This window comes from Pedobacter kyonggii (genome assembly GCF_004310665.1).
Lineage (GTDB): Bacteria > Bacteroidota > Bacteroidia > Sphingobacteriales > Sphingobacteriaceae > Pedobacter > Pedobacter kyonggii.
Genome location: NZ_SIXF01000007.1, coordinates 131591 through 149215, shown reverse-complemented (window position 1 = coordinate 149215; position 17625 = coordinate 131591). Strand labels below are relative to the sequence as shown.

At 39.7% G+C, this 17625-nt stretch carries 9 protein-coding genes; all 9 read right to left on the bottom strand.

All coding sequences use genetic code 11. The annotated features are described in order from the left end of the window. Positions 1-117 precede the first annotated feature (117 nt). The 9 genes from EYS08_RS09965 to EYS08_RS09925 all read right to left on the bottom strand — a co-directional run bounded on the left by EYS08_RS09965 (position 118) and on the right by EYS08_RS09925 (position 17625). Positions 118-783: a DUF3826 domain-containing protein gene (locus EYS08_RS09965; protein ID WP_131029891.1), complete on the bottom strand. Its 666-nt coding sequence runs from the start codon at positions 781-783 to the stop codon at positions 118-120. Positions 784-884: 101 nt separating this feature from the next. After that, positions 885-3623 (bottom strand): alpha-L-rhamnosidase, encoded by a 2739-nt coding sequence (locus EYS08_RS09960; protein ID WP_165456418.1) that lies wholly within the window; start codon positions 3621-3623, stop codon positions 885-887. 241 nt (positions 3624-3864) lie between these two features. Further along, a complete protein-coding gene (locus EYS08_RS09955; protein ID WP_131029890.1) occupies positions 3865-6678 on the bottom strand; it encodes a glycoside hydrolase family 2 protein in 2814 nt (937 codons plus the stop codon). Further along, entirely contained in the window at positions 6678-8012 is a 1335-nt protein-coding gene (locus tag EYS08_RS09950; protein WP_131029949.1) for a sialate O-acetylesterase, read from the bottom strand. The genes EYS08_RS09955 and EYS08_RS09950 overlap by 1 nt, the downstream gene beginning before the upstream one ends. 216 nt (positions 8013-8228) lie before the next feature. Next, positions 8229-10061 (bottom strand): sialidase/neuraminidase family protein, encoded by a 1833-nt coding sequence (locus EYS08_RS09945; RefSeq protein WP_131029889.1) that lies wholly within the window; start codon positions 10059-10061, stop codon positions 8229-8231. 108 nt (positions 10062-10169) lie between these two features. Then, positions 10170-11132 carry a glycoside hydrolase family 43 protein gene (locus tag EYS08_RS09940; protein WP_131029888.1) on the bottom strand — a complete coding sequence of 321 codons (963 nt, stop codon included), beginning with the start codon at positions 11130-11132 and terminating at the stop codon, positions 10170-10172. A 98-nt stretch (positions 11133-11230) separates the two neighbouring features. Then, positions 11231-12631, bottom strand: coding sequence for a glycoside hydrolase family 140 protein (locus EYS08_RS09935; RefSeq protein WP_131029887.1), 1401 nt, complete (start codon positions 12629-12631; stop codon positions 11231-11233). A gap of 1 nt (position 12632) precedes the next feature. Next, entirely contained in the window at positions 12633-15794 is a 3162-nt protein-coding gene (locus EYS08_RS09930; protein ID WP_131029886.1) for a DUF6298 domain-containing protein, read from the bottom strand. 199 nt (positions 15795-15993) lie between these two features. Beyond that, entirely contained in the window at positions 15994-17625 is a 1632-nt protein-coding gene (locus EYS08_RS09925) for a polysaccharide lyase (RefSeq protein WP_131029885.1), read from the bottom strand.

Here is a 17625-nt window from a genome sequence, read left to right as displayed (position 1 = left end):
ACTATTTATAAACGGTCGTCATTCTCAGCTTGACTGGGGGATCTTAATGCGTTTACTATTCATTGTTTGCTTTAAGATTCGCGCCTGCGCGGGAATGACGTGAGGCAGGAAAATTGCCTACTGCTTTTGTTTTGCTGCTTTCTCTTCTTTTATCTTTTTAGTATAAGCACTGTAAAGCGCTCTCCAACTGCGACCGTTGTTATTTAACATCTGCTCCGATTTCGTTTTGTACATTTCGAAAATGGCCGAAATCTGTTTCATGTTTTTATAATCGACAGCTTGTTCCCTGGCTTGTTTCAAAAAAGCTAAAATCTTCGCTTCTTCATCAGCAGTTAAATCTGGAACAATTGCTTTGTAACCTTTCATTGTGAATTCAACCTTTCCGATGGTGTATTTGTCTAAAATGGTTTCTACCTGCTCTGGTGTTAAATTCTTTTTCAATCCATCCATAAGCGATTGATGAACGGTTGACGGCATAGCAGAATCAGCAATGATCTGTTTGTCTAAATCACTTAGTTTATTGCCCGTAACAGGGTTTATTCCGTCAGGAACGGTTGATGATGGATGATCGTTATGCCAATCTCTAATTGCGGTTAAATGAACTGCAATTACATTTTCGACAGCAGATTTTTTTGTTCTGTCGGTTAAATTTAGTGCAGAAGTCCATTCTTTTGCTCTCGTCAGGATTTCTTCTGGCACAGCAATATCTTTGGTTTGGCTGAATGCATTTACTGAGGTAATCAGTAAGGTGAGTAGCATAAATGATTTAAAAAACTTTCTCATAATTGTATTTTAATTATTGTTTCGGTTCGTGAAGACACATATCGAGGCTTATATACAGTAATCCTTTCTCGCCATGGTTCGTGTCACCACGAACCATTATTTTATTTCCGCTCCACCACAAAAGCATAATCGCCAGAGCCAAGCTCATAAACTGCCCTGTTATTATCCATTTTTATAAATTTTAAATCTTTTATAGAATTATTTTTTTCTAAAACTTCATTTTTATTATTTGCAGGAATGTAAACCAACGCCGTTGTATTTGCTGGGATGGTAATGTCCCAATTAAACTGATTGGCCGTTTTGCTATAACTGCTTTTGATTAACCCATAAACCGAATTGTAACTTGCGTTTACTGAGCTTAAACCATTAATCATTTCAGGTTTCATGATGATCTTTTTAAAAGCAGCCTCTTCAGATTTTATACCAGCCAGATTTTCGTAATACCAGATCAGCAGATCGCCTAGCATCATCACATGGTTCTGCGAATTCATTTTCGGATCGGCCGTATTGCCATTCCATAATTCCCAAATAGTTGTTGCACCATTATCAACCATGTAACCCCAGCTAGGATAAGATTTTTGCGTAGCCACGGTGTAAGCTAAATCTGGTCGGCCATAATCGTTTAAACAGCGCATTAGCCACTGAATACCTACCAAACCATTACTTAAATGGCCTTTATTGGTCACTTCAACAGTATAAGTAATATTTTTAAAAACCTGATCTATTTTGTTCTGTGGAACCATTCCGAAATAAAGCGGAATGATGTTATCCGTTAAGGCATTAGCAGCATAATAACCTTTATCGTTATAATATTTTTGGTTAAAAGCATCTTTGATTTTATTCCCCAAAAGTTCATATGCTTTTACATCTTCATCGTTGCCGCTTACCTTAGCAAATTGAATCATCAACTGCGTGAAATGATAATAATAAGCCGTTGAGATTAATTCAGAAGGATATTTTTTGTCTGCACTTTTACCCCGGCCAAACTCGATAGTAATGGGTGGCATACACCAATCGCCGTAACTATCTTTGGTCAAAATGTGATCTTTCATGTAGCGGTCTTGCATGTAGGCCAGCCACTTTTTCATTGCCGGATAATTATCGCGAACGGCAGAAATATCGCCGGTTTGTTTATATAACATTTCGGTAACCAAAAGCATTGCTCCTGGCCAGGTCATATTATCGCTGTAATACCTCCAGAAAGCAGGTGCCACATCAGGAATAGCACCATCTTCCTTTTGCGAGTTTCTGATGTCCTGTAACCATTTGGCATAAAAGCGTCCGTTATCAAAAAGAAAACTTTCTCCGTAAGCCACAGCGCCTCTATCTCCTAACCAAGGCATCCGCTCGTTGCGTTGAGGGCAATCAACCGGAATCCCCTTATAACTTCCGGCGATGCCCCACCAAGCATTTTTGAAGAGCTGATTGGTTAAAGCATCTGAGGTTTCGAAAGTTCCAACTGTTTTAATGTTATCATAAATCATTTTGCCAAGAAAATCATTCACTGATGGTTGGTAAGTATATCCTGAAAGTTCTACGTATCTAAATCCGCGGTAAGCAAAGGTAGGCTCCCAGGTTTCTAACTCGCCTCCTCTTAAAGTGTATAAATCGGTGCATTTCGCATTGCGAAGATTTGCCGTAAAAAGTTCGCCATTGTTTTGAAGTGATTCGGCAAAACGCATTTTGATTTGTTTGCCCTTTACGCCTTTTACCTTGATCTGCAACCAACCCACCATGTTTTGACCCATATCCAAAATATACCGGCCACCAGAAAGTTTAGTAATTAAAACGGGTTTAAGCGTATTCATCACTTTCATGTTTTCGTTCATCTGGGCTTCAATGGTTCCTGTTGGTTCTTGTACAAATTCTGCTTTTGCCCACCTGCTATCGTCAAAACCTACCTTATTCCAGCCCGCTGCTTCTTTTGTAGCATCGTATTCTTCACCATCATATTCGTTATTCGTTCTGATTGGCCCATCTGCTGTGCCTTTCCAACTATCGTCGGTATCAATATTTGCTGTTGTTCCATCAGTGTAAACAATGTTGATATTCATCAGCATTTTCGGAAAACCAAATGTTTTTATTTTATAAGGCTTTTCATTTTGACGCATAGCGAAGAAACGGCCATTTCCGAGTATCATGCCAACTGCATTTTTACCATTCTGAAGATAACTGGTTACATCGTAAGTATTATATTTTACGTTTTTAGAGTAATCTGTAGGCGATGGAGATAAAACATCATTTCCAACTTTTTTGCCGTTGATATAGAGCTCATACAAACCTAAACCTATGATAGATGCGGTGGCTGATCTTACAGTTTTCGAACTCTGAAATTCTTTTCTGAAATACCGGGCTGATAAACGAGAATCGGTTTTAATGTTATCCCATGGGAAAGCCCTGTCAAAACCAATCCAGCCTTTTGGCCAATCTTTGTAGTACAGCAGACCCATCGAAAAATAGTTGTTAGCAGACCATTCGCTTTGCCCAACATTAGTCCACACTTTAACTTTCCAATAGGCTTTCATCCGGCTTTTAAGCACTTTTCCGTTGTAAGATACATGAATAGATTCTGGTGAGTTAATCTTTCCTGAATCCCACAAATCCCCATCATTAGCATTTAATTTCTCTGGCGAAGAAGACACCAAAATCTGGTAAGCCGTTTGCATTACATTTCTTTCATTTGAGATGATATGCCATGCCAACCGGGGTTTCGAAACATCAATACCCAAAGGGTTCTCGAGCATTTCGCAGGTGGTATTCTGCAACGAGACTTGCGCTATCACTTTTGAAAAGGATAGGAACCAAATGCTGATGATCGCTATGTAGATTTTAATGTTCATTACGCTTCGTATATGATTACACAGATTGTTGGATTGCACAGATTAATTGATTACACTGACTCAGTTATTATTTATTTGTTCCCGCTGATTTCGAAGATTTACGCAGACCAATAATTTCTCATCTGCGTAAATCCGCGCTATCTGCGGGCTATTCTTTCTTCTTTAAAGATATTCGTCATTGCGAAGCTGGGCCTGCGCGAGCTGAAGCAATCTTTTTGTTAAGTTATTATATTTCATTTCATTAATAAGATTGCTTCGTCGTGCCTCCTCGCAATGACGATGTATTGGTTGAAAAATCAAAATACAAGGTCATATTTAGTGCCCTACCTGGGGCTTTATCAAAATCGTAATAAATATTCTTCATACCCATCGGGCCTGTAGTTTCTGGCTTTTGTGTTTTTGTGCCAATTGCCGAAATTGCGTTCATAAATGAAATATCACCATTTGGAAATGTCGGACTCATGTTATCATATTCTGTATCTTTTGATTTTTTCGGTGTAAACAACCTTAAGAACACATCTTCCCTATCTGTAACTACCTTAAACGATTGTTGTTTGCCAATAAACTCACACCAATACATGTTTGAATAATAGCCTTTAAATTCAGGGTATTGCCAAGGTGCTTCACCAGTTGCTGAATTGTTATAATCCTTTTTCCAAATGCCAAACTGTGTGCCTTTCATTCGGTTTTTCCAAACGCGGTATGGCCCGTTTCCTTTATATTCAACTGCTTTGATTTCTGATTCAGGATAAGAGAAGTTCAGTCCTACGAAAGTGGTAAAGTAATCTGATGGAAAATATTGCACTTCCATTTTTAACCAGCCTGATGGGTAAATCGTCCATTGTAGAGTATTCCAACTTTCTTTTTTATCAAATTTGGATGAAATAATTAAATTCTCTCCATCCATTTTTTGTGTGAAGTTTTTGAAATTATTTACACCTTCCTGCAAAATCGGTCCGTTTGAAAATGGGATGATACCACTTGCATTCTTTGCTTGTTGCAGTAAACCTGTTATTTTATCGAATGTTAAATTTACGCCGTTGGCAGAAACCTGATAAACTTTCGCATCCTCTTTAATATTTACCTTTGAAGAACCTGTTTTTACAACAATTTTCTCTGCATCATTTTTAGGCAGTGTTATCGGAAAACTCCAGGTAAACAATTCCTTGCCATCGGGTGCATTGGCGGTCAGATAAAGTGCATCAAAGCTCCTCCAGTCGCCTGGAAGATTAATCTTTAACTTTCCTTTTTCGAAAGGTTTGATATTTGGAGCGTCTGCTTTACCCGATTTGAATGCTGCATCCGTTCCTGCTTTTAATTTCTTTAATTTCCAGTTGAATGTACATTGATTGAGATTGGTAAATGCATAACGGTTTTCTAATATAAACGAACCATCAAAACCAGCTGTCATTTCTCTTTTCTCTACAAAAACAGGGCTCCAGACTTCTTTAATGGTAAAGAAACTACCTTCTTTTTCGTGGTAAGGTCCAACAATTCCGTCAGGACCATGATTTCCATCGGTATCTAATTCGCCATTTTTATCGGTACGCACGACAGCCTGATCGGCAAAATCCCAAAGGAAACCACCTGCAGAAAGTGGATTCTTCCACATGGCATTCCAGTAATCTTCAATGCCTGCACCATGACCGCCATCCCACATGCCATGCAGAAATTCGGTCGGCATTAGAATATTGTGTCCGTGATCGTAATTGCCGATTCCGTAGTTAAATTCGCGGTAATGGGTGGTTTCGAAACCTCTAAAAACTTCCCAAGGGTGGATTAATGGACGTTTTTGAATATCTTCTTCAGCAAAAAGATGATCAAGTTCGCGGTTATGCCCGCCTTCATTTCCATTTGCCCAAAAGATAATTGATGGATGATTTTCATCATTCAACATCATTTCTTTCATCAATTTTGTTCCCGTAGGCGTATCATAAGTACCATGCCAGCCTGCCAATTCATCCATTACGAATAAGCCGAGCGAATCACAAACGTCTAAGAAATGTCCATCTGGTGGATAATGCGACATCCGAACGGCATTCATGTTCATTTCTTTCATTAACAGCACATCGGCTATGCTGATTTTTTTACTCGTAGTACGGCCTGATAATGGATAAAAAGAGTGGCGGTTTACGCCTTTGAATTTCATTTTCACCCCATTTACATATACACCATCGCGTTCTTTTACTTCTACCGTTCTGAAACCTATCTTTTTAGAAAGCTGATGGATTTCTTTGCCATTTTTAACTAAAGTGAATGTTGCAGTGTAAAGATTTGGAAATTCTGACGACCATAATGCTGGGTTAGAAAACTGATGATTGAACTGTATGTTTTTATTTCCTCTTTTTATTGAAGTCGTAAATCGATCTCCAAAACGTTTTCCATCTTTTCCTAAAAGCTCTACTTCAACCTTATCCGCATCACCTGCATAACTCAATTGAGCATTTAAATTGCCATCAGCTTTAGCATCAATCTGAATCCGATCGATATGCGTTTGCGGTAAAGATTCCAGGTAAACTGGTCTGAAAATGCCACCAAAAATCCAGAAATCTGCTTTGCGTTCGGCTTCATTAACCGATTGATTAGCTGAATGTTTGGATACTTTTACCTCAAGTAGATTATCGCTACTAAGTTTTACCAATCTAGAAATATCGTATCTAAACACATAAAACGAACCCTGATGTATTTCTCCGGCAGATTTACCATTGATTTTAACCTCGGTATCGGTCATCGATCCCTCGAAAACAATATTGATTTTCCGGTTTTTCCAATCTGTAGGAACCTTAAATATATACTTATAAAGTCCTTGTTCTTTACCTTTATTTTCTTCTTTATTGAAACCATAATTATATTTCCCAAAACCTTGTAATTCCCAGTTTGATGGCACTGGAATGGTGGTCCATTTGCCCGAATTTGCGCCAGCTGTACAGAAGAAATCCCAGTTAACGGTATTGTCGTTTCCAGTTCCTGATAGGTATAATTTCTCCGTTTGCTGTGCTTTTAGGGAGCAAAACATAGTTGTTAAACACAAGAAAAGTATAAATCTGCGTTTCATTAATTGGTTTTAAATTGTTTTGTTAATGGATTATCGGTTCTGAAAGGTAATGCAGGTAAAGCATTACTATAAAAATTTCCTGATGGATTTTCTGTCCAGTTATAACGCACAGCAACTGGTTCGGTAATTTCTTTTGAAGAAACCACCACTTTATCGTCTTTTACGATAGCTTCAGCATTTACGAATTTACCGTCTTTCCCCGCGATTGTAAATCCTAAAATAGGTTTATTGTTTAATTCCAGGTATGTAAAATGGAGCAATGCTTTTCCGTTTTTAAAGGATGCAGACTGGTAAATCGGCCCAGAAAAAGGTATGTCTTTGTTGTATGTTTTTGCCAGCGCCAAAAGCGATAATCTTTTACCTACTTCCCACTTATAAGTTGGATGTAAATCTCCCCCATTATCGTTTAAATCTGATGTAGAAATCATCCCCGTATTGGGCAAACGTAATAGCTGTTGTTGCGCCTCCCAAAAAGTTGGTTCCGTTTCGGCAGTTAATACAACCTTATCGCTTTTTTGTTTACTATAATCGAAAGGCGCAATCTGAACATAATAAAACGGCAGATCTTTTTCTTTCCATGCTTTTCTCCAGCTATTGATCAGCACTTTCATTTTGTAAGCGTAGCTAATTTTCTCGTTCAGAAAACAATTGGTTTCGCCTTGATACCAAAGAAATCCGCGGATTTTAAATTGCGTTAAAGGCTCGATCATGGTCGGATAAAATTTACCGGGATCATTATTTACTTTTTGGTTTTTGAAGTAATCCTCCTGCGCAAATGCATTTTCTGCTATCCAAGGTTCAATGGCGCTGCCTGGAATGGCCGAAGAGATCATGCCTACGGGAATACCTAATTTTTCCTGAATTTCTTTCGCAAAGAAATAACCTACGGCCGAGAAAGCACGTAAAGCGGAATCTTGTGCTACAGACCAGCTTTTGTGGATCGAATCGGGTTTGTTTAATGTTTTACGGTTAACCAGGAAAATCCTGATCTGACTGTTTTTTGCCTTCGCAACCTCATCAGAAGGAAAGCCCAACTTTTCGTTTTTCGGCTTAGGAATTTTAGCCAGTTTGCGCATCGCATATTCCATATTGGATTGACCTGAACACACCCAAACCTCGCCAACCAGAATATTAGTTAGTATAATTTCATTTGAGCCTATGATAGACATCGTTTGCGGCTTTGCTGATGTTTTGAGTGGAGCTAAAACAAGAAGCCATTTTCCATTTTTATCTGTTATCGTCTGTTTTTTTTGTCCGGCAAAAGTGACTTCAACTTTCTCATCCGGAGATGCAAAACCCCAGATATTGATGGGTTTATCCCGTTGTAAAACCATATTGCTCGATAAGATCTGAGGCAAGAGGATTTTTGCGTTGGTGGAGAGGGAGAAAAGAGAAAGTAGAATTATTAGTGTCGTCATTCCCGCGCAGGCGGGGATCTTAAAGCCAATAGCATTACGATTATCTCTGATAAGCACTTCGTGGTTCCCAATCAAGTTGAGAATGACGCTGCGCTTTATAAATGCCCTAGTAAATCCAAACTGCTTTCTCATCTAAAATCCCTCCGTTTTTAAATACTTAATTGAATAAACAGCTTCTTTTTTTTCTGATTCTCCAGCATTTTTTAGATCATAGGTTTGATCAGCAGGTGTATCTACATCAGGGAAACGACGAACATCGCCAGTGCGGAAAACAATTCTGGAAACATCAGCAACAGGTTGGAAAGCCAAACTGGTTAATGCATCTTTTCCATTGACAGTAATGGTGTAAAATCGGGTAAACGCATCTAATTTCAACTTGATATCATAATTTTTCCCTGCCTCGTATTTCATGAAATTTTTATACCGTGCACCAGCTTTTGCGCTTAAAACTCCTGCAGTATCAAAAGTTAACCGAACGGTAGCAGCTCCTTTAGCATCCTGCAATTCGATTTCCAGTAAACCGAAATCATTTTGCTTTGGCGTAACCGAAAACGAAGCAATAATTTTTCTGGATGCAGGAAACAATCTTTCGGCTTTCGCATAGTCGAACGGATCTTTATCTTTTAAAACCAAAGTACCGTTATCGACTTTAACAGGCGCCCAAAGCGGACTGTATATATTCCACATTTCGAGTGCTTTATCAGCTGATATTTTACCAAAATCATCATTTACATGTTGTGTGGCCTTATCATTAACGGGTATCGGAGCTGAGGAAACCCATATATCTTCTTTATTCATGCTGTAGGTTACCCATAACTTCCCATCCGCGGGTTTTCCGTTCCCTTCTTCAATACCACGAACATACTGCGGACCGTAAGATTTGTAATTGCCTCCATAACGCATTGGCGTAATTTCACCATGTACCAGTAAAAGGTTGGTATAATCGAGCCCATTTTGGCTTGTTGAAATGGCTAAAGGCCACCTATACTCTGATGGATTATAAACCGTCGCGTAGTTACCATCAGCAGTTTTTTGTCCCCATATTTTGGCATTGCTGTTTACAAAACCCGGTGCACGCGAAGCGTTTTCAGGCCAACTTTTACCGTTATCATTGCTGATTGCTGTTAAGGCGTTTTTCCATAACCCAACCACTCTTCCATCAGGTAAATGATAGTAGCTGAATGCTTTATATTGTTTCTGTAAAGTGATCAATGGATCTTTTCTGTCCGCCTCTTCATTCCATTGCTGGGTCATTAATTTATTAGCTAATAACTCGTTACAAGCCTCAATAAAAGCTTTACTTTTACTTCTCGTATACAATGGATATTTGGTGTTTTTCTCCGAATAACCCGGATTGTAATGGATGAAATAAATTGGGCCATATTTTCCATCAGCCTGAATTTCTCTTACAGCCCTGCCAATTCCATGACCATCGTTCGGGTCGTCTTTAGCATCAAAACTGATGGCGTAAAAACCTAAAACCAGGAACACGTTTTTAGTAGAAACATAAAAGCCCATGCGTTGATGCATCACAGCATCTAAATCTTTCGCTACATCAGTTCTACCCTCTTTTGTGGTTCCATCAGGAATCCTGTAAATCGGAAAAACAACATCTGGTTTAGTCCAGGTGTAGCCATCTTCTGAGGACTGTAATAATGTTTGTCCTGGTGGGATGCTTTCACCAACTTTATCGCTCAAATATTCGATGTAAAATTTGTTGTTCCAATAAGCCAACATCGGCGCATGGTTATAAGTCCAACCAAAGTTTTCGGCCAATTCTGGGTGTTCTCTGTTTGCCCTGAAAGTTTGGATACTGTGTACGCCCATCACCGGCGAAAGCTGGCCATGATGATAATCTGCGTTTACCAAGGTTTTGCCTGTATAACGCACTGTATCCTGCGCCTGCGAGGTTGACCCTGCAAATGCCAATGGTAAGCTTAAACAAAGTATTTTAAATATTTTCATGTTATTATGTTCTTTCTTTTCGTTCGTCACTCTGAATTTATTTCAGAGTCTTTATGACCTTTCCAATAGATGCTGAAATAAATTCAGCATGACGACCGTATTAAAAACTTATCTATCATTCTTCAATCTCTCAATCACTTTCCTTTTCACTTTTATAATTGTTCCATGTTTATGTCCTTCGGGGATTGAAACCTCCGCAGTTACATCTTTAAAAGACTTAAAATCGACTGTTTTATAAGCTGAATAAATCTTTTGTCCGTAGGCATCAAAATAAATCAACCAATCCTTTCCAGCTTTTACAACCGTTGGTCCCTCCGTTAATTTCGGACTAAAAGTGTCAGAAACATTTTCATAAGGACCTAAAACATCCATTGCAAAAGCAACTTTTAAATTCCTATTTGGGCGGGTATTATCTTTTAAAACCAGTACATAGTCTTTGATTGCCCGTTTCACAATAACTGCATCAATTACACTAAAACCAGGGTCGAGAAACAGTTTTGGCTTTGAGAAAGTCTCAAAATCTTTGGTTGTAATACTATACATCCTGTGGTTATTCTCCTCTTCTTCTATTCCTTTAGCAAAGTGGAACGGTATTGTTGAAGCCCAGATGATTATATATTCTTTTTTCTCGTTATCATAAAAAATTTCCGGTGCCCAGACATTTACCGTTTTTGGCTCACTTTCCATTGCCGGAAGAAACTTTTGCGCACTCCAGTTGATCAGGTCTTTCGAACTTGCGTAACCGAAACCTTTATCGCCTTTCCAACTACAGGTCCAGACCAAATGAAAGGTTCCATCCGGGCCTTGGACAATTGATGGATCGCGTAAAACTTTCTGCGTTCCAACTGTTGGTTTTAGGAAAGTTTTATTCAAATCTGTCCAGTGATAGGCGTCATAGCTGTATAAAAGCCTTAAACCTTCGTTTGCTGGCTCATGGAAAGAAGTAAATATATAAGCCTGTTTTGTGCAGGATGCTAAGCCACAAAGCAGCAGGCCAATTATAGCTAAGCGAAATGATGATATGGAATTGGGTTTAAACACTGTTTTTATTCTTTCGTTATTTTTATTCATTAGTGATCGTCATTCCCGCGCAGGCGGGAATCTTAATACACAAACAATAGCCAAAGCATTACGATTCCCAATCAAGTTGGGAATGACGACCTAACTATTTATATCTCCTCCAACACTAACACCCAATCATTACCATTTGCAGGTTCGCCTGGTGGGTTAAATTCTTTTATTCCTTTATTTTCAAATTCTCCAATTGGCGTAATTTTTCCTGTTCTTGGATCAAACCATGATGCTTTTACTTCATCACCATCGATTTTGCCCATCTGAACACTAAAATTGTGCCCCGTATAGGTGTACAACATCGCAAAGTCTTCACCTCTTGTGGCAAGAATCCGATCGTACTTTTCGCCGTTTTTACCTGCAACCAAAGTCTGGTCGGGTACGCGGTCGAAATAGGAATGGGATAACATCAGATCTTTTAAATATTGCATTTGTTTTGCACCCGGAGCATTTATAGCCGTTATCCATTGGTCTTTAGGACCATAAGCAGGCTTTAAATCTGTTTTTTTATACATCTGCATCACCGAATTATGGCCATAAGTGTAGCCAAAAGCACCCGCAAAAACCGACCAGTAACCATATCTTCTTACATCACTATCTGTCCAACGTGGTTGGAGAGTATCGTGCAAACCTTGAGGAATATCCTCATAAGAAGGCTCACCATCAATTGTCGGCTTAGTTGGTTTCAGTTTATAATCGGCTTCAATGTATTTCCAGTTATCTTCTCCATAATGTAATTTCTCATTTTTAGAGGTATCCTGATCATATCGGCGGTGACCAGATTGAACCATATCAAAATCGCACCATTTTTCATTATGAAACCATTGTGATGAGGCTGTTCTTCCCCTAGGGTGAAAAGTAATAAGGTGATTGGGATCATTTGCCCTTAAAGTTTCGCCAATGGTGTTCCAAACTTCTTTTTTATCGCTGCCTTTAATATCGCCACCATTGAGCCAGATTATATTCCATTTCTCTTTATAACGTTTCGCCAAAAACTCAGAATAAGCTTTTGCTTGCTCCTTTTTAACTTTTCCAGCTTTAACATTTGTACCCCAAACAGGCACTAATGCCATATAGAGGCCTTTTTCTGCTGCCTGATCAACGATATAATCAACATGGTCCCAATAATCATAAGCCAAAGAATCTTTTGGGTTATTGCCCGGTGTAAGCATCGGCTTTGAAACATCTGCATGTACAACTGAGGAATCCAGATACACATTTCTTGATGGAACATCATGTAATAACATCACCTGGATTACATTAAAACCTTTTTGTTTGCGGTCTTCGAGGTAAGTATTTGCCTCTTCTCTTGTTAACCTGCCAAACAATAGCCAGCCAGTGTCGCCAAGCCAGAAGAATGGTTTACCATCACCGGTGGTTAAATATCTTCCATTCTCTGAAACCAAGAGACTTTTATCACCAAAATGCGGTTTTTTCTTACAGCCAAAAGCTAAGCAAGAAACCACAACAAGCAGAAATATTTTAGATTTAATGTTCATGTTAAATTTTATTGATGATGATGACTTCGTCTCCTGATGCAACCTTCTCTAACTTAGCAGTAGCGCCGGCATTAATTCTCTCTTCTTTAAGCACCTTCCCTGTTCTGGAGTTGAGCACTTTTACATTGAATTTTCCAGATACTTTGCTCAAATCGAGATTGATGGCATTAGCAGAGGCGTTATACAAAATATAAGCTTTGCCCGGGTTTTCTAAACCATATTGTTTTGCAGATTTATCTGCAGGTAAAAAGGGTTTCATCGAAGATGCCGCAGTTAAAATTGAAGCATCAATTCCATCGACATTGGAGAGCGAACCTCCTGCCATTAAAATAGCCCATCCGAAACTGTCAAAACTATCTCCTGAGTAAATCACTGCCTTATCAGGGAATTTGTTTTTATATTCAGATACAGCGTGGTAAATTTCTTCAAAAGAGGTTTTTTTAGGTTTTAACAAACGTGCATGCTGACGGGGTGCCAAACTTAAGCCACCTTGTGGTGCGTAGGCGGTTCCATCGGCCTGGTAATGCCAGTACCTGATATCAATCAGGTCGACAACAACAGCACGGTTTGGATCTGCTAAAATGGCATCCTGCACATCTTTAGTTACACTTAAGCCGATAATCGGATGTTTACCTGTTTCTTTTTCCCATTCCTTTATGGTGTCGATCCAGAACTGAACAAAGTGCAACGGACCAGTAAATTCGGCACCAATTAATTGGATAACGCCTGTGTTTCCATCAAAATTCTCTAAACATTTTCGGATATAAGCTTTATGGATCGCCTTGCGGTGTTCGTTGCTGATATCGTAAAACTGCTCGGCCATAAAAATACGCTTGTCGCCAGCATATGGTACAGGTTCAGGGAAACCTGTGTTGTTTATGTTGTTTGCGGTACGCCAAGGAAAATCGGCATAATGCGCCCCGGCCTCGATAATGTTGTGTTGAAAATAGTTCTCGTGGATTAAAACCAAGCCTTTTTGATCAGCCAGATTAGCAAATTGCTTTAACCTATCCCAATACCAAAGGTTGTATTTGGTAATGTCATATTTGCTCAAACCATCCCAGGCTTTATCTTGTCCGCTACGAGCGAAAGGCAATTCATAAAAAGGTGCCCAAACTTCGCCATCCATACGGCGGATGCGCTCATGGTCATCTCTTCTTCTATCGTACCAAAGGCCATAATTGTGATCTAGCACTTTAACCTGACCGTTTTTCATGGCATCGGTCATTGAATCCAGATCATCTGTTAAACCATTACCGGAACGACCGGGAACGAAACGTGTGATATGGAACTTGGTATTTTTTAGTCCATGCGGACGGGCACTTCCGTTCCACCAGGGCACATCCTGACGACCGCCGAGAACGATTTCGCTGCCACGAACCAACCAACCATTTTTGATGCCCATCGCATCTGCAAGAACAGGTTGAACAACTTTATCTAAGCCGATCTTATCAATGTTTTTTGCCGAACCGGCATCTGACGGGATTTTATTCCTGTCAGATGCCGCATCAATATATTCTGAAACGGTTAAGGCAGGTTTGTAAGCCAATTTGGTTAGTTTTAATGCTACATCTACAGGCGGACTGCTTGATGCTTCCGTTTCAACAGGTAACACAAAATTCCTGTTATCCACCTCACTTCCCAATCTATCTTTTAGTTGGGCATAATATAAACTTCGTGGCTGGATCTGTTCGTTCGACATATCCCAATAACCGTTTCCGGCGAATTGAGACCAGGTTCCAAAAGCCCAGTTTTGAGCTGTTGGCGGCTGAAAATTATCAACCCTTGCGGCACTACATTGCCAGAATACACTGTTTGCAGCACTCCAGCCTGCACCTTGTCCATCTTGTCCGCGGTTTAAATAACTTAAAGCTTGTCCGTCGATGTTTACGATATCAAATAAAACGCCCGATGCCCAGCTATCAATTGCGCCGCTAAAACTGAAAGGCAAATAAGACTGACACTGCACAAAAACATTGGGGCCTGGAGCGCAAAAGCCAACAGCAAAATCATGGTAACCATATTCTGAGTATAACCTTTGGAAAAGTGTTTGCTGACCAGTAGTTAAAAAGGTAAAACGGCGCTCACCACCGATTTCGGAAATTGGGGTTAACGATTTACAATCTTCAACAGTAATCCTTTTTGAAGTTTCTAAAACATTTACTGCAGAACCTGCAAAATGCTCAAAAACCACCTGACGAACCCAGGCATCTTGTACGTTTTCTAAACAGATAGCTGTCCAACGGTGATACTCGTCTTTAATATTTTCTTTATGATAATCTGATTCGATTTTCAGGTTTTCAACGCCAGATTGCGCAATTCTTCCATCCCATTTATATTTTGAAACCGTTGCGCCACCATATTTAGCATCTAAAGCTGTTGTAATTGGCACATCGAAAGTTATTGTATTGCCGTTTACGGCGATAATTTTTCTATCCCAATGAATATCTCTTGTTCCTGTTTTCCAGCCCAAAGCACTTTCTCCACCACCAAATTCGACCGTTTTAAGGGTTTCGATCCATTCTTTGGTTGAAGGCCTGTTAATGAGGATCTGATCACCCACTTTAAATCCATTGGCATTAGCCAGCGTAATTTTATTTGCATTAACGGGTACATAAGTATCAGTAACCACGATTGCCTGTTCTTCTATCCTATTTTTGTTGCCTAAAATCCTGATTACACCAATCCGGTCTAAACCCGTTGCAAAAATCTTAGTGCCATTTTCGTCCATTCCACTTCCGCGGAGCACCACACCAGATGCCGACAACCTTAATGTTCCGGTAACTTCGTAAGTTCCTTTTTCTAATAAAACGGCGCCACGTAATCCATCTTTACCTAGGGGTAATTTCGAAACATAATTAATTGCTGACTGAATCCTTAAGGTGGCATCGCCCTTTGAAACAGGAACAACTACCTTAATTGTTGCATTTGGAATGGCTTTTTCGCCTGCCATGTAACCAGCATAGGAAAAATCGGGTATCCGGTTGCCCTCCGCATCAGATGTATAAGCCATTTTGCCATCCTTCCCTTTGAAGATAGGTTTTGGCGGCGCTACCGGTTTTGTTTTTTGGGCAAATGAAAAGTTAGTGGCTAAAAGCGCCATTACCAAAATCGGTAAGGTTTTTAGTTGTATGGTTTTTAATATATGGTTAGTTTTTGGCATTGATATTTTTTTAATCAACTTTCTACAAACACGCGTCACCCTGAATTCATTTTACTGCGTAGCTTTCCGCTTCGCTACAGGTCAGGGTCTTTATTGCAAGATAGATGCTGAAATAAATTCAGCATGACGACAGCCGAAAAGCAAAATTGCTATACGACTGCCAAGCCTTTTCGCTTTCAACTTTGGTCTTTCTCCTTTCTTAAGGTCTCACTTTATTGATATCCACCAAACTATTCAAATAAACTTCGATATTGGCATAGCCTGATTTCGAAATTTTTGAGGCATCCTTAGCGTCTTTAGGGTTTAATCCATTTTTTGTTTCCCAGGCATCTGGCATACCATCGTTATCGGTATCTACATAAGGTTTTCCTTTATATTCAGGATACCCGCCCACTTGTGCAATATCGGAAATGATTCCCTTTTTGTATGAATCAGCAGGTAAGCGGCGTTTTACATAACTTTGTTGAGCTGGAAGTTTCCCATCCTCAACATGATCAATTTTACCAGTGGTTACCTGCCGGATGATGCGTTGATCAATAGCATCTCTAACCGGTAAAGATGCACCGGCATTGGCCAAAACATAATCATAAGCTTTTTTGGTATCAATGATGGAAATTTTCGCCATTGGCAAAGGTTTATCCACTTTCATCGAATCTAACAACTTTTGCTTATCTCTTTTGCTTTCAGGCTGAACGCCACCATCCCAATTGTTGTTGGTTACTTTTTCGTTTCCTTCTATAATATTTCCGGTTATATAAGCCTTGCCAAATTCGTTGGCAAACTTTTTATCTCTACCCGATTCAGGTTTTAAGATACGATAAGAAATCGGTTCTCCTGCAGGTGTAATCGGTCCTGGTTTATAATAGTTGTTGATGAAACTATAAAATGAAGCATTATCGCCACCATCAGCACTTCTGTTCCACCAGTTAAAAATCACATTATTGGCAAAACCAAAATCACCATACATCCCAACAGATGGATTCCGGCTGATATTTGATGCCCAAAGGTTACGCATGAAAGTTGAATTCAAACCACCAATTGTACTTCCAAAAGCATGGTTATAGGTATCTAAAGCTTCAGAAAAGATCGAATTCTGTATGGTAACGTTTACCGTAGGCAATTTTACAGGTTTGGAACCGTCTTTTGGATCGTAAACATGGCGATAAATCGACATGTTTTCATCCAACCCCCAACTTGCCGAAACGTGATCGATGATGATGTTTCCGACAGGATTTCCGCCAATGGCATCATCCCTACGGGTAACATCGGTTGCTCCCCGACGGAAACGCATATAACGGATCACTACATCGTGAGTATTGATCCAAACCGATTCGCCAGCTACACAGATCCCATCGCCAGGTGCGCTTTGACCAGCAATGGTAATATAAGGTGCACGGATAATCAGTGGCGTTTTTAATTTGATAATCCCCGAAACATTAAAAACAATAATTCTGGCACCACCTTGCTCGCAGGCCTCGCGTAAAGTTCCGCTGCCTGAATCTTCGAGACTGGTTATCACGTAAACTTTTCCACCGCGGCCACCAAAAGAATAAGCACCACCACCTTCAGCACCCGGAAAGGCCACTGTTTTAGCCTGCGGCAAATCGCCTGGTTTTGCTGCCCATGGAATATAAGGTTTACCATGTTTGGCTTCTTCATCTACAATGTGTTTTACTTTTAAAAATTGCAGTTCAGATTTTTCTTCAATACTTTTTAAAAGCGAATCGGCTTTATTTTCCATAGCCTCCGGGATTACCGGATATTGTGCAAAAGCTACATTTCCAATGCCACAAAGCGCTATTATGCCAAAAATTGAATTCCAGGTACGCAT